Below are 20,073 nucleotides of genomic sequence, written 5' to 3' on the forward strand. Positions count from 1 at the left end.
TGCAGTGGTACCCGGCATGGGAGGACGAATGGCCCGGATCCACCCGACAGGCGCGAGGAGCCTCGACGTCACGCTCGGAGGCACCAAGGTCACGCTGCTGGACAGCAGCGAGGCCGTCGAGGCCATCCTCGGCGGGTGCCTCGAGCGCGAGGTGCCGCTCGGCGTCGTGTCGGCGAACCTCGACCACGTCTACCACTTCGGTTCCGGCGGGCGCTGGGAGCGCACGCTCGATGCGGTCGAGGGCCTCGAGTGGCTCACCCTGCTCGACGGCGCTCCCCTCGCGTCCGCGGCCGAGCGCATCACGGGCCAGCAGTGGCCCCGGCTCGCGGGAAGCGACCTCATCGGTCCGCTCCTCGACCGGGCCGAGGCGGACGGGCTGAGGGTCGGCTTCCTCGGAGGCTTCCCGGAGGCGCACCAGCTCCTGCGCGGCCGCCTCGCCGAGCAGCGGCCGGCGCTGCGCATCGCCGGGTTCTGGGGCCCCAGCCGCGGCGAGCTCGAGGATCCCCGGATGTCCCGGGCTGTCGCGAGCCGGATCGCGGACGGCGGCGCGGACCTCCTCGTCGTCGGGCTCGGCAAGCCGCGCCAGGAGCTCTGGATCGCGGAACACGGCGCCGAGACGGGCGCGCGTGTCCTGCTCGCGTTCGGAGCCGTCGTCGACTTCCTCGCCGAACGCATGCGGAGGGCCCCCGTGTGGGTCTCAGACCACGGACTCGAGTGGGCGTGGAGGCTCGCCCTCGAGCCGGCGCGGCTCTCCGAGCGGTACCTGGTGCAGGGGCCTGAGGCCTACCTGCGCCTGCGGCGGAACAGCGCCCCGGGCACGGTCGCGCTGACGGCGGCGGCCCGAGCGGCGGCCGCCCGCGATGCGTCGCGGGCGGCCCACCCCGCGGGGCGGGGGCTGGAGCCCGGGAGCCCCCGCCCCCGTCCCGACGGCGGCTTCATTCCGGTGGAGGAGCCGGCCGACGTCGCGGCGCTGATCGTCGCCTACAACAGCGCCGACGCCCTCGGCCCCCTCATCGACTCCCTGCGCGGGGCCGCGCGGAGCGTTCGCCTTCGGGTCGTCGTCGCGGACAACTCGCCGGATCCTTCGACGCTCGAGGCCCTCGACGCGCATCCGGACGTCCTCGCGTTCGGAACGGGCGGCAACCTCGGGTACGCGGGAGGGATCAACGCGGCGATGGCCGCCGCGGGTCAGGCCGAGGGATACCTCGTGCTCAACCCGGACACCACGGTGCTGCCCGGCGCCGTCGACGCGATGCTCGCGCGACTGCGGGCGGGGGCGGGCGCCGTCGTGCCCCTCATGCTGACGGACGACGGCGAGCGGTACCCCTCGCTGCGCCGCGAACCCACGGCCGCACGGGCGTGGGGCGACGCGCTCTTCGGCGCCCGCTTCCCTGGACGACCGCAGTGGTGCGCGGAGACCGACTTCCACGACGAGAGCTACGCCCACGCGCACACCGTCGACTGGGCCACCGGCGCGGCGATCATGGTCTCCGCCGACGCCGCAGCCGCGGCCGGGCCCTGGGACGAGCGGTACTTCATGTACTCCGAGGAGACGGACTACTGCCGGGGGCTGCGACAGCTGGGGTACGAAGTCTGGTTCGAACCTGCCGCGCGCGTGCGGCACGCCGGCGCCGGGTCCGGATCCTCCGGGGAGCTCGCGGCCCTCATGGCGGTCAACAAGGTCCGGTACCTGCGCAAGCACGCGACTCCGGCGCGGGCCGCGCTCGGGGCCGGGGGCGTCGTCGTGCGCGAGGTGCTGAGGGCGGGCGACGCCGGCCACCGCCAGACGCTCGCGACCCTCCTGGCGCCCTGGACCTGGGGGACGCTGCCGCATGCCGTGCGGACGGCGGAGGGCGCGACCGACGACGGCGCCGAGCATCCCGAGGGCAGCGTGATCATCCCGGCCCACAACGAGGAAGCCGTCATCGGGCGGACGCTCGAGGGGCTGCGGCCCGCGCTGGAGAGCGGCACGGTGGAGGTGATCGTCGCATGCAATGCGTGCACCGACCGCACCGCCGCCATCGCAGCCGACGTTCCGGGTGTGCGCGTCCTCGACCTGCCCGTGCCCGGCAAGACCAATGCCCTCAACGCGGCTGACGCCGTGGCCACGCGCTGGCCGCGGGTGTACCTGGACGCCGACATCGAGATCCCGCCCGCGGCCCTAAGGAGCGTGCTCACCGAGCTGGGCCGTGGGCGGTACCTGGCCGGCCGGCCAGACTTCCGGTACGACACCTCCGGCTGCGGGCCGCTCGTCGGCGCCTACTACCGGGCGCGGGTGCGGGTCCCCGCGACCCACGAGGCCCTGTGGGGAGCCGGCTGCTACGCCATGACCGAAGCCGGGCACGAACTCCTCGGAGCCTTCCCCGCCGGCGCACCCGACGACTTCTACGTGGACACCCTGTTCAGTGCCGAGCAGAAGGTCCTCCTCGACTGCGAGCCCGTCGTCGTACGTCCCCCCAGGACGGCGGGCTCGCTCCTCTCCACCCTCCACCGGGTGTACCGCGCACCGGCCGAAACGGGCCAGCGGGCGACGCCGGCACGCACCCTGCGCGGCCTCGTCGCCTCGGTGCGGGGACCGCTCTCGCTGGTCGACGCGGCCGTCTACGCGTCCTTCGCACTGATGGGCCGGCGGCAGTCTGCATCCGCTCGCGGCGTGTCCCGCTGGGAGCGGGACGAGAGCAGCCGGCGATGAGGCGGCGGACTGCATCACGGGTGCTGGGACCCGATTACCAGGTCAGCTCGCCAGAAGCAGAGCTGACGTGTCAGAGAGCTCCGCTCCGTCCCTAGCAAGGAGTCACCGTGGGCAAGCCAGCAGCAGATCGATCGGTGCGTCATGTCCTGCGAAGCCCTCTGAAAGACGGCATGCATCGCATGGCGTCGGCTTGGATGGTCGCATTGCTCATTGCCTCAGCGCTCGTCGGTCTCCAGACCGCTGGGACGGCGCAGGCTGCCGCAAACCCCTGCTCACCAGTCGTCAGCGCGGTCGCCTGTGAGAACTCGCTCCCGGGGAACCCCGCCTCCGACTGGTACGTTTCCGGCTCCGGCGACTCCACTATCCAAGGCTTCTCGACGCAGATGAGCGTCAACCTCGGCGACACAGTCCAATTCAAGGTCAGCACCAACGCGAAGTCCTATCATATCGACATTTATCGCCTGGGTTACTACCAAGGGAACGGCGCGAGGAAAATCGCGGGCAATATCCTCCCGAGCGCCGCTTTGCCACAGAATCAGCCGGCGTGCCAGACCTTCTCGGCGACAGGCCTCGTCGACTGCGGCAACTGGGCACTCTCGGCGTCGTGGGCAGTGCCCACGAACGTGGTCTCCGGCATCTACATCGCCCTTCTGGTGAGGAACGACACAGGTGGCGCGAGCTGGATTCCCTTCGTCGTGAGAAACGACGCCGCGACGACGGCAATGGTATTTCAGACGGCCGACGAAACCTGGGAAGCGTACAACACGTATGGAGGCAATAGCCTCTACCAGTGCAACGTCGCCTGCCCGCCGGGCAGCCCACAGGCCTACAAAGGCGCCTTCAAGGTCTCATACAACCGCCCATTCCTTAGCGACGGGACAAACTACCTCACGGTCACCGAGCTGCCGATGATCCGCTTCATGGAAGCCAATGGCTACGACATGAGCTACATGGCCGGCATCGATGCAGCCACGCGGGGACCGCTTCTGACCAACCACAAGGTCTACGTCACGGCCGGCCACGACGAGTACTGGTCCTATGATCAACGTGCCAACGTCGAAGCCGCCCGGGACAAGGGCGTGCACCTCGCAATGTTCACGGGAAACGAAGTATTCTGGCGCACTCGGTGGGAATCAAGTGCGGCGGGCCCGACGACATCGGGACGCACCCTCACCTGCTATAAGGACACCCACTTCAACGAGCCCACCGATCCGGTGACATGGACGGGGACCTACGCGGACCCTCGCTTCGGCACGGCGAACGGCGGGGGCAATCCACAGAACGCGTTAACCGGGCAGCTCTTCAACGTCAATTCGGGGACAACAGACATCAAGGTTCCAGCTCAGTACGCCGCCCTGCGCCTCTGGCGCAACACTGCCGCCGCGAAGCTGACCGGAACCCAATCCCTCACTCTCGGCTCCGGCCTCGGCACGTTGGGCTACGAGTGGGATATCGACGCGAATGACGGCTTCCGACCGGCCGGTCTCTTCGATCTCTCTTCGACGACCTATGCCAATGCCGAAGTATTCACGGACTACGGGAGCACTACCGCGAGCGGCAAGACCGCCACCCACCATCTCACCGAATACCGTGCGCCGAGCGGCGCCCTCGTGTTCGGCGCCGGGACAGTTCAGTGGTCCTGGGGTCTCGACAACTTCACAACCGGCAAGAGCACTGACGTGAACATGCAGCAGGCCACCGTCAACCTCTTCGCGGACATGGGGGTGCAACCCGTGACGGTGCTCAGCGGCCTCGTCGCTGCAACTGCATCAACGGACACCGCCGCGCCGACATCCACAGTGACATCGCCGACGACCGGAACCACGACACCCGACGGCACCGCCATCACCGTGAAGGGCTCAGCGTCAGACAACGGCGGAGGGACAGTAGCCGCCGTCGAGGTCTCCACCGACGGCGGCACCAGCTGGCGCCCGGCGACCGGAACGACGGCATGGACCTACACCTGGGTTGCCCACGGAAACCCATCGGCCACAATCAAGAGCCGCGCCGTGGACGACAGCGGCAACATCGAATCGCCAAGCGGGGGCATAACCCTCAGCATTCCCTGCCCGTGCTCCATTCTGGGCACCGGGGCGGCTCCGGCGAACCCCGATTCGGGTGATCCCAACAGCGTCGAGCTCGGAAGCCAGTTCAAGTCCGATGTCAACGGAACCGTCACGGGAGTACGGTTCTACAAAGCCACCGGAAACGGCGGAACTCACATCGGCAATCTCTGGACGGCGTCGGGAACAAATCTCGCGAGCGCCACATTCACGGGCGAATCCTCGTCGGGATGGCAAACCGTCACCTTCTCCAAGCCGGTCTCAATAACGGCTGGGACGAACTACATCGTGTCCTACTTTGCACCCAAAGGACACTACTCCGAGGACACTGGTTACTTCTTCAACAACCCGTCGCCGCCGCCAGCCGGTGCTGGCTCAGTCGACTCCCCGCCGCTCCACTTCACTCGGAGCCTTCCCGCAACACCGAACGGTTTCTACGCCTACGCCTCGGCCTCGACGTTCCCCAACCAGATCTACAACTCCGAGAATTACTGGGTGGACCCAGTGTTCTCGCCAAGCGCTAACCCGGCGCCGGCGATCACGTCCACGACGCCGGCCAGTGGGGCCACCGGAATCGCCGTCTCCACCGCGCCCACCGCGACCTTCAACCAGGCCGTCACGGCCTCCTCAGTGACCTTCACACTCAAGGACGCCACCGGCACCCCCATCTCCGGGACCGTGTCCTACTCTGCTGCGACGACGACAGCGACCTTCACCCCCTCCGCCGCCCTCGCCTACAACACCACCTACACAGCAACCGTCAGCGGCGCCACCAACTCCACCGGCCAGACCATGGCCAGCCCCTACTCGTGGTCCTTCACCACCGTCGCCGCACCGCCAGCCCCGGCCGTCAGCTCCACGACCCCGACCTCCAACGCCACCGGCGTCGCCGTCTCCACCGCGCCCACCGCGACCTTCAACCAGGCCGTCACCGCCTCCTCAGTGACCTTCACACTCAAGGACGCCACCGGCACCACCGTCTCCGGGACCGTGACCTACGCTGCGGCGAACACCGTAACGACCTTCACCCCCTCCTCCGCCCTCGCCTACAACACCACCTACACAGCAACCGTCAGCGGCGCCACCAACTCCACCGGCCAGACCATGGCCAGCCCCTACTCGTGGTCCTTCACCACCGTCGCCGCACCGCCAGCCCCGGCCGTCAGCTCCACGACCCCGACCTCCAACGCCACCGGCGTCGCCGTCTCCACCGCGCCCACCGCGACCTTCAACCAGGCCGTCACCGCCTCCTCAGTGACCTTCACACTCAAGGACGCCACCGGCACCCCCATCTCCGGGACCGTGTCTTACTCTGCTGCGACGACGACAGCGACCTTTACGCCCTCGGTCTCACTCGCAAACAACATGCAGTACACAGCCACGGTGAGTGGGGCAACCAATTCAACCGGGCAGACGATGTCCCCGTACAGCTGGAGTTTCACGACTGCCGCCTCGTACTCATGTCCGTGCAGTGTGTTCCCGTCAAACGCGACGCCCGCAACAGTCAATGGAACCGACGCGAGCGGCGTCGAGCTGGGCATGAAGTTCCAGACGACGACCGACGGGCAGATTACCGGCGTCCGCTTCTATAAGGGCTCCGGAAACACGGGAACCCATGTGGGCAATCTCTGGACCTCGACCGGCACGAAGCTGGCAACCGTCACCTTCGTCAATGAGTCGACGGCGGGGTGGCAGCAGGCCTACTTCGCGTCGCCCGTTTCGGTGGCGGCCAATACGACCTACGTCATCTCCTACTACGCCCCGAACGGCGACTACTCGTACACGATCAGCGGCTTCTCAACAGGTCAGGGGTCGGCGCCGATCGTCGGCCTCGCCAGCGGGGGGTCGACCGGTGGAAACGGTGTCTATGCCTACGGGGCCGGGTCGTCCTTCCCTACGGGAACGTATAGCGCAACCAACTACTGGGTCGATGCGGTCTTCAATGCCGGCGCGCTCGCAGCGCCGGTAGTCATCAGCACGTCGCCGGCCGCGAAGGCGACCGGCGTCGCAGTGACGTCGGCCATCTCTGCGACCTTCGACCAGGCAATCGACGCCTCCTCGGCTACATTCACACTCGCCGGACCGTCATCCGTGGCCGGCACTACTGCAGCTGTGTCCGCAACCGGCTCTTATACCTTCACTCCGAACGCGTCGCTCGCAAGCAACACCACCTACACGGCTACCGTCTCAGGCGTAAAGAGCACGAACGGACAGGCGACGGCGTCCTCCTCTACATGGAGCTTCACGACCGGGTCATCGGCATACTCCTGCCCGTGCAGCCTCTTCAGCTCGTCTGCGGTGCCAGCGACGGTCAACGCGAACGATGCGAACGCGGTGGAGCTTGGGATGCAGTTCACCGCCGACACCGGGGGTTCGGTCACAGCGATCAGGTTCTACAAAGGCTCGCAGAACACAGGAACACATGTCGGCCACCTGTGGACCGCCGGCGGCACACTTCTCGCGACCGTGACCTTCAGCGGCGAGACCACGGACGGCTGGCAGACAGCCCCACTTCAAACCCCCGTGGCCATCTCAGCCAATACGACCTATGTCGTTTCCTATTACGCGCCGAATGGCAACTACTCCGCCAACGGGAGCTACTTCACCTCATCGACCGATGCCCCACCGTTGCACGGCCTGCAGAGCACAGCAAGCCATCTCAACGGCGTTTACCGGTACGGCACATCGGGCTTCCCGACCAACAGCTTCAACGCGACGAATTACTGGGTGGATCTGGTGTTCACGACGCCGTGAAATACAGCCGCGGCAGTATGCTCGGCCCTCTGAGGAGGGCGGCCCAGACCGTTCGGGCCGCCCGCTCGTGCTCGACAAAGCGCCTGGGGAGAACCGTGCTGATCCCGATCGGAACGGCGCAGACCAAGGTCCCGCCCACTCAGGGCCACGGAACCCGCCGCACTTTTCGACGAGGCCGACCGGGCACGGTACTCAGGCCAAGGTCCGCAGCGGGCAGGGTCGGAACGTCTGGCGGCCACCGCTCGGCCAGAACCAAGGGCCCTCGGTCCTCTTTGGCCGGCAGGTCTTAGAGGCCACGGCGAGCGGCCGTGCGACATCCTCGGGGTGTTTTCGAGGGTGGGCGCGACCTGTTACTTGAGGGCCCTCGCGCGGACGCCGGTCGCCTTGAAACCGCCGGCCACAACAAGAACGCCAGACAGAGTCACCGTCCTTCGAGGGACTCCCGAAGACTGCGTTCTACGATCGCATGCGTCTTCACCCAGGTGAGGGTGCGGCATGGGCCCGTCCACGCCCAACGCGGTGTCGCCGCAACTCCCGTGCGGCGCTGCGGAGGCGACGCGCAGCACGGCTATCCAGGCTCCGGTCCACGAGAAGCGTCGCACAGACTGCGGTCCCGAAAATCGCTGCAATCCACGCAAGGAGAGCGTTTCGGGGACGCGGCGGCACGTAGATCACAGCTGGCGTGAGCGGCCGCTGGACGGCGGTGATCTGCGCCTGTCTGTCTACACCGATGTCTTCCTGTGGTTTCGGGGTGAGGCTGACGAGCTGTGCGGCCGCCGTCTGTGCGCGGGCGGTGACGTCAAGAGCCGTGTGACCGACGACCTCGACATCAATGAGCGGAACGTCGAATGTCGACTGCCATTGTCCGCCGTTGTTACGAAGGTACACGGCTTCCCCGTCCGTGAGGCCCGTGCCATAGAGCGGTGCCGAGTTCGGCAGGAGGCCCGGAGGCAGACTGCCCTCCCCGTAGAGGCGCTGAATGATCGCGGCATACCCCACGAGCGACCAGGGCTCAGTGCGCAAGGGATTGTCCTTGGTGGCGCCCGGAGGAGCTTGGAATTCGACCGTAACCTTCGTGTAGTACACCCCTGACGGGGCCCGTGCGGACAGTGCCACCGGAATGGTGAGCAGCGCGACTGATGCGAAGATGTACCAGCGGCGGACCAGGATGCGCACCAATGTCTGCCCCGGTTGGGTCTGGGCGTGGCCTCTTGAACGACCGGCTCGGGAGACGAATGCCTTGAGGTTACCTAGCGCCCCGCACATTCCGAGGCCAAGGAACAGCATGCCGACCGCTTGGGGGAAGTGAAAGGCGTCGAAGAAGGCGCACAAGAGCGTCCCTGCGAGGACCATCCCGGCCGTGGCCGGTCCGAATCCGCTAATGCCCTCGACGAACCTGCTGCGATATGCGGTGATGACCGCCACCATGACGAGGAGACAGAACAGAGCCGTCCCGACGACGCCGGTTTCTATGAGGAGCCCCACGAACTGGTTGTCGAAGATGTGGTAAGACGCAGAAAGCGATCCGAGGCCACGGCCGAACACCGGGCGAACTGAGAAATAGCTCCAGAACACGTCGTAGCTCGCGGTGCGCGACCTCAGGCTCGGATCGTCCCCGCTGAACATCCCGAGGATCGTGCCCGCCAGACCGGGCACCAGAAAGTACATCCCAAGAAGAGCCACGGCGCCGACGGCCAACGCCGCGCGCCGGATTCTGGCGTCCCATGAGGGCACGAGGATCCCGACGCCGACGACGACTCCCAGGAGCGCCGAGCGGGTGACCGAGACAACTGCGGCCAGAGCGACGGCTGCCGCGGGCCACGAGCGCCGAAAGACTTGACTAATCGGACGCGCGAGTGTCAGCGTCACCGCGAGCGGGAGGACCATCGAAAGCACAGAGGCATACTCGAGTGCGTGTCGCGCGGTCGCTTCGGGACGGAGGAATCCGCCGCGAACGTCGATTCCGCCGCTTCCACTGGAAGTCAGGCCCGGGATCTGGAAGGAGTCGACGATGTTCTCCCCGCTGAAGAACTGGACCAGGCCCACGCACGCGTAGAGCCCCCCCATCACCGCTATGCGGCGGACGAGGACACGGAAGCGCTCGCGATCCCTGATGCCGTCGTTCGCGACGAGCAGGACCCCGGCGTAGGAGGCGACGCTCAGGAGCGCCATGTCGGTTGATTTCACCTCCTCCGCCGGCAGTGCGGACGCCGCCCCGACGGCGTAGGAGATGAGGACACCGACCACGAATGCGAACATGGCGAGCCGGACAGCACCGAGCCGGTATACAGCGTGTTCCACGGGATGTCGAATGTGATGCCATATCCACCAAATGAGCATCGCCAGTGCATAGATGGTTGCTGGAGAGCCCGCGGCGCCGAGCGCGGCGATACCCCGGTCTGACGGAATGGCGAGGAGCAAGAAGACGTAGACGGAGAGAACGGACACGGCATCGACACGAACAGCCCGCTGCGGCAGGTGGGCCGCCAGAGGGCTGCCCTCGTTCGCCGGCGCCCTCAGGGCAGCATGGTCACGAGCGGGCATCGTCCAGCGAAGCCGGAGAGAGTTCGAGACGCTGTTCAGCGTGCGCGGCCGATCCCGGCTGGCGGGAGGCGCTTGGCCCTTGTTCGCCGGCTCCGACCCGGCGACGGTTCGAGGGTCGCTCGCGGAGGGAGTCCACCGGCCGCTGGCCGCGGCGCCCGGATTCTGCATCAGCAACTCTGCTGCCGTGCTCGCCGCCTCCGCGACCCTCCCTGACCTTCGAACGTTCCTCCTTCGTTCTGGGCTTTGATTCACTGCGCCTCGCCAACAGGCGGTCGATGAGCCCCACGAGAACGAGCGTGGCTGCGCCACCGCCCACTCCGACCGTCGCCGTCGCCTGCACCTGCTTCTTGCTGACCTTGCTCGGACTGTCATCCGCGGACAGCTGCATTGACGTGATGACAGAGTCGGCTGGCACCTTCAGTTGGGCCTGGAGGGTCGCGAGGGTCGACGGCACGAGGTCCTCCGCTCCCTGCAGCAACTTCAGACTTGACGCCGGATCATCGGCTGTCGCGGTGATCGAAAGGATCGGGCCGGTCGTCGTGGCATCCCGGGCCACAGTGAGGAGACCACCGTGATAGCGCTTGACAAGCTCCCCCGAGATCTCGGGAGACGAGACTTTCACCTGAAGGACCCCGAGCGCTTGGTCGAGGCCGCCCAGATACAGGTACGGGTTGTCCCCCACCGTCACGGCCACCTTGGGGGGGATAAGAACGATGCTGGCTCTCGATTCGTAGGACGGGTGCACAGACGTGTAGGTCAGGTAGGTGCCCACCGCCGCCAGCAGGAGACCGGCCAGCATGAAGTACCACCGACGCAGGCAGCTTCTCAGCATATCTCCCAGTAGCATTCCTCGACCCCCAGTCCTAAGGCTTCTGCCTTTGATTCAGCCAGTGGCCCTCGCCATCTGGAATGCCCGTTGTGGCGTCATGGCGCATGCGGACCTGTCCGGCAAGCGCTGATTTAGTCCTGTCCAAGGCATCCTTGCCGAAGAGGTCGACGATAGCCCGCCTGGCCGACGAGCGAAGCCCAGACCGAACGGTTCGCAGCGGAAGGTTCCACATTTGATCGGCGACACGCTCCAGGGCTCTGGGCGCTCTGACTCCATCAATGCCCGTAGTGAAGAGCCGGGCATATCGCTCCGGCCCAACGCGACTTCCTCGAATCCGGTTGCTCACGTTCCCGCCGTGGACCACCTGCAGCCATCCGGGCTCACCATCGAGCACTCGCACAGGCATCATGTCCCCGAGCCGATTGTGCCAGTCGGCCCAGCACGTGAGGGGTTCGTCCCACGGCTCGGACACAGAACAGAATGCGTTGTGCGTGTCGCGACACCGAAATAGCTCATCGTCGTGGCGAATGAGACCCTCGGCGAAATATAGAGCGATTCGAGCACCGTCGATGACCGCGGCCTGAAGCCTCGCGGCGAAGTCCACCGCCAGACCGTCATCGTTGTCCAGGTTGCTTGTCACTAGTACGTCGCCACCACACCCTGTGACTCTGGCCAGATCTCCGACGAGGGCCTCACGCGGCACCTCCTCGCGATAGACCGGCGTACACACTCCAGCACTGCCGAGCGCATCCATGCGCTCCTTCAGCCACGATGGACTCGCGGGGTCCAGATAGATGATCCAGTTCAGGTTTGCGTTGCGCTGGGCAGCAACCGAAGGCAGGCAGTAGGCCTCGAATAGCGCCATGCGGTCCCTCAGCCATCCCGACCGTGCGCGAATGCGGCTCTCGATGCCGGCACTCGGCAAGTTGAATCGGGTCAGGAGCACGTGGTCGATGGCCGGCATCAGATCTTCACCTTGTAGATGTGGAAGCTCCACTCTTGGGGAAAAGAGTCGGTGAACCGCCCGTGGGAATCGGCAGACAGCGTGCGAGATTCGTTCAGCACTTCCACACTCCGTCCCATGACTTGAGCAGGAAGCTGGAAATCTCTCGCGCCCGGCCGGGAAGCCGCACTCGGCATGGAAAAGATGTACGCGTAGCCGCCGTCTGCCTTGAGCATTGTGTCGAGGCCCTCCCCGAAATTCCAGACATACGACTGGGTATTTATCACTGGGGCCAGATTCTTGATCACCTCGTCGACCGCCTGCACAGCCTTCACTTGGGGAATCCCGCAGAACGAGGGGATAACCTGAGCACTGCGGAAGACGTTGCTGCTCTGGCACGGGCCCGTGAAACTCTGGTTGAAGTACAGGATCCCGCGCGCCTCATGAAGGATGGAATTCATGACGGCACCCTTCAGCTGGTCCGGCGTGATATATCCAGAGAACGCGCTGGCATTGTCTACGCCGCCCATGTTCTCAATAAATGCCCACAGGGGCTGAGGCTTTCCATCGGCATCATCGCGTTTTCGCAGGGCATCGATTGTCCGCCCATAACTCGACGCAGATCTGCGTTCCTTCTGGGCAATGGGGACCAAAAACGGATTCCTGTAGGGCATTTGGGAGCATTGCGGAATTGTGTACCAATACTTGTCGACCGAGACAGCGTCGGTGTACCCGTTGACAAACTTCTCCGAATCTCCTGCCGCCAAGTCGGTCTCCAGGACCATTGAGGTGAAGTTCGCGTAGGCGAAGAGACCTTCTGGCATTTCCTTGCGCAATGAATCAAGGTGCGCCCGCCCCTCAGCCGGCGGGAAGCGACCATCCACCTCGTCGTCAAGGAAATAGCCCACCCAGCTCTTCGTGGATGCGCTGAAGGAGTCGTTCAGCTTCCCTCCGATCCAAAACTGCCCTGAGCTGTCAAGGAGGGATGAATCCAGCGTGTTCGGCATGCCTATATAGGTGTTGATGCCGAGAGACTTGTCGAACGATACCTCCTCGGTCGACGAAACTCCGTCATACCAAGCGACAATCGGAAAGAATGAGGGGTCAGTCCAGCCACCCGCCTTCGCCTTGTCGAACGAGGCCCAATAGGACGACCCACCTTCCCAGGGGATCCGCGGAAGATCCAGTGCCGGGGACGCTCCGACCGCCGAACCATCGCAGCCGCTGCACAGAACAGCAAGCCACGCGAGGAGCGCGCCGACAAATGGCCTCACCGAGTGATTCCGGCTGCATGCCTTAATCATGTGGTCACCTCCACGGTTGCCAGAAGGTCGAGGGCCCGAGCACGCCAGGTGTGCCCCATAGCTGCACTCTTCCTCGCCCGGATGTCCTCGGCGCGCACCGGGCGCCCGATCTCCTCGCGCACAAGATCTACGAAAGCATCGATCGACGCGGCTATGCGGACCCATTCACACCCGAGCCAGCGGGAGGCCGGGAGGTCGGTCGAGATGACGGCGAGACCCGCAGCGAGGTACTCCAGAGTCTTGAGCGGAAAACTCGATCGGTTGAACGCATTGTCCCGGTACGGTGTGACACCAACCGTCCAGCCGTTCATGCGGTCCGCGGCAGCCGAGGCACAGAGCGGGCCGAACCAGGTGACACGATCAGAACCGAGAAAACGCTCGAGGCGTTCTGCCGTCTCCGGATCCCGTGCAGTGACCGGGCCGACCACCTCCAGATCGACCCAATGGCTGAGCTCGTCGAGGAGTTCCACGTCGAGGCGCTCGTTTAGCTGCCCGAGCAGTCCAGCCACCGGTCGGTGCGAACCGCCGTCATCGTCGCTCGGCCGGGGGCATCCGTTCGGTATGACCTGCACCGCCTCCGCGCCGAACGCCTTGATCGACTCCGCGAGTCCCGGAGTGATTGCCGTGACGACGTCAGCCGCCGCAATATTGCGGCGCAGCGTGTCTTCGACAACCACGCGATCGAGTCCCATGAGGGCAGCACCGGCGGGCCAGTCGTCGGTGACGTGGAGTATCGCTGGCGCCTTCACTCCGCCGGGGAAGGTGCTCCGTCCTGACATGAGGATCACAGCCGCGGCGCTGATTCGCTCGGCGTCAATGAAAGCGTTGACAGCGCGTGCAATGAGGGATTCTGCCCAACGGCGCATTCCTCGGCGGGTGAAACCTGGTGGCCCTGCGGTCCGGAGCCGACGGACGTTGGCAGCCACCTCATCCACTTCGTAGCCCGGGACAATCGGCACTCGGCCTCCGGGAGTGCGGCGTCCAAGGACCGGTACAACCGGATCGACCCAGAGAACCGGGACGAACTCGGCCAAGGCGACCGCCAGCCGGTGGTCGGTGCCGTAAGTGTCGGTCCATCGGTTCCCCGGAACGATCACGATTGTCCGATTCTCCGTGTCTTTCACGCGCGCATCCCGTGGGTTGATGCCGGGACCGCAGCCAGAGGACGACTATTGAAATCGTCCGTGGGAGCACCTCCGGACTTCTCCTCAAAGAAACGATGTGCCGTGTAACCGACGAAGCGCCCCATGGACCGGAGGGTTTCTCCCACCCGCACGCGTTGAGCTTCACCCGTCAGCGCCCCGCGGTAGAACTCGAGCAGTTGGCCGACCACGATGTCCGTCGCGAACCGCGCGACCACGGTCTCGCGCGCGAAGCGTCCAAGCCGTGCCCGGAGTTCTCGATCATCCCTCAGTTCGCGGAGGCAAGCGGCGAGACGAGACGCGGAGCCGGCCGAGCCGGGGCCCGCCCCGTACCACCCCTGCCAGAGGAATTCCCCCAGACTCGAAGGCGAAAGGGTGCGCCAGTACCCTCGCTCGCCCTGGACCACCAAAGGAATCGCGAAAGCCATGGACCGGAGCGCCGAGCTCCCCATCCCGAGTCCGACGTCTGCAATGGCGTATGCCGGCCTGGGGTCCCGCAGTTCGCCTGTGCAGACCACGACCCGGGTCCCCGCCTCCCGGTTGACTCGTTTCGCGTGCGCCCGAACCTCATCCCCTGCTGGACCATCACCGGCCACCACAAGCTGCGCTGGTCCCTCAAGCGACAGAAGTGCGACGGCATCCATCGCCGCGAGGATTCCCTCAAGCTTCATTTCCCGCGAGAGCCTCGAGACGATCGCCATCTTGAAAGCCTCGGGGTGTAGTCCATGCTGCTGACTGAACGCTGCCGTAGACACCGCTCCGGGAGCGTTCTCGACGACGTCGACCGGCGGCTCTAGAACGCGGAGGGCCGTACGTCCCGACTGACGCTCAGCATCGAGGATCTGCGCAGTACCGACTGCGAGCGGCAGGTAGCGCGGAATGAAGGACGCAACCGACATCGAGAGCACGGTCGAGACGGCGTGTCCCCTTCGCGCGATCCCGCAAGCGAGGAATGCTTCGACCGAGGGCGGCCACTCGTAGCCATGCACGATGTCAACCTCACGGGACGCCACAACGCGAGCGAGGTGCGCGACGATGTGGGGCGTGGGCCGAGTATGCACGGGCGGTGATTCTACGAATTCGAGGCCGCTCGCGATGACCTTCTCGACGAGCGGGCCTGGCTGCCCGTAGACGAGCACCTCGCAGCCATGCTCTCGGGCTGCGACCGCGAGCTGAACCGCGTTCAGCTGGCTTCCACCGATTCCGAAATCGTGTGGGTAGATAAGGATTCTCATGCCGTCATCCCGCTTCCCGACCCCAGGAGCGGATCTTTGCAAGGTTGGAGCGCGACGCCACCAGGAGGATCGCAATGACCATGGCACCGCACCCGGCGGAGGCGAGAAGGACCGCCAACGGTTGGGCCACGGTTGCATCGATGACAAGCACGGCGCCCGCGAGCGGAACGGACGCTGCCAGCGGCGGCAGCACGCGGGCCGCGAGGACCGCGAGTGTGAAACCGTTTCCCCTCAGAAGTACGAGATAGATGGGAAGGACAACCGCGATTCCGTCCACCAGCACAGCGGCCGCAAGGCCCGAGATGCCAGCAATGTATCCGCCAAAGAGGAGGGCGGGGACGAGGCCCGCGAACCATGCAATCTGCACCCAAAGGATTGGACGGGACTTCCCGAGCACCACGAGGTAGTCGTAGACGAGTTCGAAGAAGATTCGCAGGCCTGCCGCTGTGGCCAGCCAGACAAGGGCCTGGGAGGCGGCAGCCCACGCAGTTCCATAGACAACCATGACGAGCGGAAGCGCCGTCAGGCTGATGACCGTCACCATGGGGACGACGATGGCGGCCGTCGCACCGAGAAGCGTGAGGAAGGCGTCCCGCATTGCCTCAGGCTCGTGTTGGAAGTTCGCGAAGACCGGTGGCGCTACCCCCCGAAGGGGCTGAGAGAAGATACCGGCCGGCCAATTGGCCAAGTTCGCGGCGAGCACGTAGAGCCCGAGTCCGGCCCCCCCGACGAGCATTCCCGCAGCCAACTGATCGGCATAGCCCACAAGGAACGCCACGATGCTCGCTCCCGCGAGCGGAAGCCCGAAACCAAGGAGGGGACGCACTCGGTCACGCCGCCATCCGAACCGGACAGGAAGGGGAGACATGACGACGAAGAGCCCGGCTGCTACGGTGCTGGCGGCAACGCGGGCCAGAGCGAGGCTCATCGCTCCCACGCCGAGAGACACCAGGACCACCGAGACGATGGCGCCAATCCAGACGTTCGCCTGGTCAATAGCAAGCCGCGTTCCCTGCCTGAACTCTCGCTGAAGGAGCGCTGCCGGGGAGGCCGCGAGTCCGTTTATCACGACACATAGGGCCATGACACGCACAACATCCGTCGCCGCGGCATCCCCCATCGCGGTGGCGAACTGAGGCGCAGCCACCCATGACCCTAAGAGAATGAGCGTGCTGCTCAGTACCGAAATCGTTGTGACCGTCGGCGCAATCTCGGCGGGGTCGCTCGGCCAGCGCACGATGGCGAGGCTCACTCCGAGCTCGTTGAAGCTCAGGATCGCGAGGAGAGCCACAAGAGCGATCGCGTACGTGCCGAACTGCGCGGGCCCGAGCATCCGCGCGAGCATGACGCCGATCGCTATCGTGCCAAACTTGGAGACCACCGTGTTGACGAGGCTCAGTGCGAAGGCGCGTGATGCGGTCCGAGCTCCTCGTGGTCGTGCTCTCTTCCGCAGCATTGTGCTCATGGTTGGCGAGCCTCCAATCTCAGCACTGCGCCACCGCCCGCACGACCGCCCCGGCCACCCGCTCCACCTGCTCCGGCGTCAGATGCGGGTGCATCGGCAGCGAGAGGATCTGCGAGGCCGCGGCCTCGGCTACGGGGAATGTGCCGGCCCCGTAGCCGAGGAACCTGAAAGCCGGCGTGAGGTGCACCGGCGTGGGGTAGTGGACGCCGGTTGAGATCCCCGCAGCACCAAGCGTGGCCTGGACGCTGTCGCGCCGCCCCTCCCCCAGCACCCGCACAACGTACAGATGCCACACGTCCTCATTGCCGGGCATGCTCCGCGGCACCACGAGACCGGGCACCCCAGCGAGCAGCTGCCCGTAGAGCTCGGCCGCCGCGCGCCGTCGTGCGTTCCATGCCTCGAGGCGCCGCAGCTTGGCGCGGAGCACCACAGCCTGGAGCGCATCCAGACGCGAGTTCACACCGACCCGCTCGTGCACATACTTGGTCCGGCTCCCGTGCGCGGCCAGAAGCCGCACCTCGTCGGCGAGGATGCCGTCGTTGGTCGTAACCGCGCCAGCATCACCCGCAGCACCGAGGTTCTTGCCGGGGTAGAAGCTCGTCGCCGCCGCGTCCCCCAGCGTCCCGGCGGCGCGGCCGAACCGGCGCGCCCCCTGCGCCTGGGCTGCATCCTCGACGATGGCCACGCCGCGCTCCAGGGCAACGGGCGTCAGCCGCTCCACCGCGGCGGTCTGCCCGAACAGGTGCACCGGGACGATGGCCTGCGTCCGCGGCCCCACGGCCCGCTCCACAGCCTCCGGATCGATGAGCAGGTGCACCGGATCGACATCGACGAGCACCGGCCGGGCACCGGCCCTCATCACGGCCTCCGCGGTCGCCACGAACGTGTTCGCAGGGAGGATCACCTCTCCCCCTGCCTGCACGCCGACGGCGCGCAGCGCCAGCTCGAGCGCATCCGTCCCGTTCGCCACGCCCACGCAGTGCCGCACCCCAAGAAAGGCTGAGTACTCGGCCTCGAACCCCGCGACGGCCGGGCCGCCGATGAAGGCGCCCTCCTCGAGGACCCGCTGCACCTCGCCGAGGACCTCGTCGGCGATCTCCCGGTGCTGCGCCGCCAAGTCCACGAACGGCACAGAGGCATGGGCGGCACGCGCCGCGCTGATGGTCATGACGCCTCCCTCCCGAGCGAGCCGTTGCTCCCGGCGCCGCTCACGGAGAGCTGCCGCGCCGGCACACCGGCCCAGACCTCGCCGCGCGGAACGTCGTCGAGCACGGCGGCTCCCATCCCGACCACGGCGTTGTCGCCCACCACGACCTGCTGCCGCACCGACGAGTTCATGCCGAGGTAGGCGCATCGGCCCACGCGGACGCCGCCGCCGAGCGAGACGCCGGCGGCGAGGGTCACGAAGTCGTCCACGTCGTCCTCATGTGTGAGCGTCACGTGGGGCATGACGACGACGTGCCGGCCCAGGCGGACAGCGGCGGTCAGCGTCACGTGGGCAAGGAGGATGCTGCCCGCGCCCACGTGGCACCCCTCCGGGACGCGGGCGGACGAGTCGATGATGGTCGCGTAGCGGTCCTGCCCGAGCCCCAGGCCCGCGAGGCGCCGGGCGAGCCGCTCCCGGCCCGTCCCGGCCCCGACGCACAGCACCACCCGCGCGAGGGGGAACCGCGTGACGGCGGTGACGGGGCCGAGGACGTGGGCGCCGTCGATCTCGGCGGCCTCCTTCGCGGGATCGTCGTCGAGCAGTCCGAGGATGTCGAAGTCGCTCCCGGACCTCACCGACGCCATAACCTCCCGCGCGAGCCCGCTCGCCCCGACCATCAGCAGCTCGCTCACACGGTCCTCCCGTTCCGGGAAGGGCCGGTGATCAGGGACGAGCCGGTACGAGCCCGCGCCGCCCTGCGGATCGAGTCGACGACCCGCTCGAGCTCGTCGCGGCGCAGCTCGTGGTAGAGCGGCAGGATGAGCGTCGAATCGGTGAGACGCTCCGTATTGGGCAGCGGCAGCGTGAGGCCGCCGTCGGGCCCGGCAGCGATCCCGGCGAACGCCGGCTGCCTGTGCGCCGCCATGATCCCCCGCCGGGCCGAGATCCCGTCCTGGGCGAGCGCGGCCAGGAGGCCGTCCCGGTCCAGGGGGAACTCCGGCAGGACCTCGAGCCACAGGGACTGGAAGTTGCTCTGCCCGTGCTGGGGATCGGCCGAGAGCCGCAGCCCCTGAAGGCCGGACAGGGCCTCGCGGTACACCGCTGCGAGCTCGCGGCGCCGCGCCACCATCTCGGGCAGACGCCCCAGCTGAACGAGCCCGACGGCGGCCTGGAGGTCCGTCATGCGGTAGTTGAACCCGAGCTCGCCGTACTCCTCCTCGGGGGCGAGGACGCTCGCGTGCCGCACATCCGCGGGCACCGAGGCCCCGTGCTGGCGCAGCCGCCGCGCACGGTCCGCCCAGGCGCGGATCGGCGTCGTGAGCATGCCGCCCTCCCCCGTCGTGAGGAGCTTGCGGGGGTGGAAGGACCATGCCGCGGCATCCGCCGCCCGCCCCACTGCCTCCCCCCGGTAGCGCGAGCCCGCCGCACACGCGGCGTCCTCGACCACGGCGATCCCGAGCGGGCGGCACAGGGCGGCGATGGGGCCGACGTCGGCGGGCATCCCGCCCTGGTCGACGACGACGACCGCCGCCGTCCGCCCGCTGATCGCCTCGGAGATGCTCGCCTCGGTGAGGTTGCCGGTGAGAGGGTCGACGTCGGCGAACACGGGGCGCGCTCCGAGGTACCGGGCGGCGTTGGCCGTGGCGATGAACGAGAAGGACGGCACCACGACCTCGTCGCCCGGCCTGACACCGGCGACGGCGAGCGCGAGGTGCAGGGCCGCCGTGCAGCTCGACACCGCGACGCCCTCCGCGACGCCGACCGAGTCCGCGAAGGCCCGCTCGAACTCCGCAACACGCGGTCCCTGGGCCACCCAGCCGGAGGCGATGACCTCCGCGACGGCCTCCGCCTCCTCGCGGCCCATCCACGGCTTCATGACGTTGATGCGCTCGCCGCCGGAGCTGCGGGGCTGGGGGACGTCCACGGGCTCGACGGCGTCCACGGGCTGCGCGGCG

At 66.9% G+C, this 20,073-nt stretch carries 12 protein-coding genes; 2 read left to right on the plus strand and 10 right to left on the minus strand.

Going from position 1 to position 20,073, the window contains the following annotated elements; genetic code table 11:
* Nucleotides 1–28 precede the first annotated feature (28 nt).
* Both ACQ5BE_RS05935 and ACQ5BE_RS05940 read left to right on the plus strand, forming a co-directional pair.
* Entirely contained in the window at nucleotides 29–2,692 is a 2,664-nt protein-coding gene (locus tag ACQ5BE_RS05935; RefSeq protein WP_430296042.1) for a WecB/TagA/CpsF family glycosyltransferase, read from the plus strand.
* Between the two features lie 107 nt (nucleotides 2,693–2,799).
* Nucleotides 2,800–7,509, plus strand: a complete 4,710-nt coding sequence (locus tag ACQ5BE_RS05940; protein WP_430296043.1) for a DUF4082 domain-containing protein — start codon at nucleotides 2,800–2,802, stop codon at nucleotides 7,507–7,509.
* A gap of 474 nt (nucleotides 7,510–7,983) precedes the next feature.
* Here ACQ5BE_RS05940 and ACQ5BE_RS05945 read toward each other — a convergent pair whose 3' ends face one another.
* The 10 genes from ACQ5BE_RS05945 to ACQ5BE_RS05990 form a co-directional block, all read right to left on the minus strand.
* Nucleotides 7,984–9,957 (minus strand): O-antigen ligase family protein, encoded by a 1,974-nt coding sequence (locus ACQ5BE_RS05945; RefSeq protein ID WP_430296044.1) that lies wholly within the window; start codon nucleotides 9,955–9,957, stop codon nucleotides 7,984–7,986.
* Nucleotides 9,958–10,039: 82 nt separating this feature from the next.
* Entirely contained in the window at nucleotides 10,040–10,900 is an 861-nt protein-coding gene (locus tag ACQ5BE_RS05950; RefSeq protein ID WP_430296045.1) for a hypothetical protein, read from the minus strand.
* A 16-nt stretch (nucleotides 10,901–10,916) separates the two neighbouring features.
* Nucleotides 10,917–11,846, minus strand: a complete 930-nt coding sequence (locus ACQ5BE_RS05955; protein WP_430296046.1) for a glycosyltransferase — start codon at nucleotides 11,844–11,846, stop codon at nucleotides 10,917–10,919.
* A complete protein-coding gene (locus tag ACQ5BE_RS05960; RefSeq protein ID WP_430296047.1) occupies nucleotides 11,846–13,129 on the minus strand; it encodes a hypothetical protein in 1,284 nt (427 codons plus the stop codon). The genes ACQ5BE_RS05955 and ACQ5BE_RS05960 overlap by 1 nt, the downstream gene beginning before the upstream one ends.
* Nucleotides 13,126–14,253 (minus strand): glycosyltransferase, encoded by a 1,128-nt coding sequence (locus tag ACQ5BE_RS05965; protein ID WP_430296049.1) that lies wholly within the window; start codon nucleotides 14,251–14,253, stop codon nucleotides 13,126–13,128. The genes ACQ5BE_RS05960 and ACQ5BE_RS05965 overlap by 4 nt, the downstream gene beginning before the upstream one ends.
* The gene (locus tag ACQ5BE_RS05970; RefSeq protein WP_430296050.1) at nucleotides 14,250–15,506 is read right to left on the minus strand and encodes a glycosyltransferase family 4 protein; all 1,257 of its coding nucleotides are present in this window, start codon (nucleotides 15,504–15,506) and stop codon (nucleotides 14,250–14,252) included. Before ACQ5BE_RS05970 ends, ACQ5BE_RS05965 begins: the two co-directional genes overlap by 4 nt.
* A 4-nt stretch (nucleotides 15,507–15,510) precedes the next feature.
* A complete protein-coding gene (locus tag ACQ5BE_RS05975) occupies nucleotides 15,511–16,971 on the minus strand; it encodes an oligosaccharide flippase family protein (protein WP_430296052.1) in 1,461 nt (486 codons plus the stop codon).
* A gap of 19 nt (nucleotides 16,972–16,990) precedes the next feature.
* Nucleotides 16,991–18,139, minus strand: a complete 1,149-nt coding sequence (locus ACQ5BE_RS05980; protein ID WP_430296053.1) for a DegT/DnrJ/EryC1/StrS family aminotransferase — start codon at nucleotides 18,137–18,139, stop codon at nucleotides 16,991–16,993.
* Nucleotides 18,136–18,810 (minus strand): NeuD/PglB/VioB family sugar acetyltransferase, encoded by a 675-nt coding sequence (locus ACQ5BE_RS05985; RefSeq protein ID WP_430296054.1) that lies wholly within the window; start codon nucleotides 18,808–18,810, stop codon nucleotides 18,136–18,138. Before ACQ5BE_RS05985 ends, ACQ5BE_RS05980 begins: the two co-directional genes overlap by 4 nt.
* Nucleotides 18,807–19,994, minus strand: coding sequence for a DegT/DnrJ/EryC1/StrS family aminotransferase (locus ACQ5BE_RS05990; RefSeq protein WP_430296289.1), 1,188 nt, complete (start codon nucleotides 19,992–19,994; stop codon nucleotides 18,807–18,809). Before ACQ5BE_RS05990 ends, ACQ5BE_RS05985 begins: the two co-directional genes overlap by 4 nt.
* Nucleotides 19,995–20,073: the final 79 nt, after the last annotated feature.

It is taken from the genome of Sinomonas sp. B1-1, assembly GCF_050474465.1.
GTDB classification, from domain to species: domain Bacteria; phylum Actinomycetota; class Actinomycetes; order Actinomycetales; family Micrococcaceae; genus Sinomonas; species Sinomonas flava.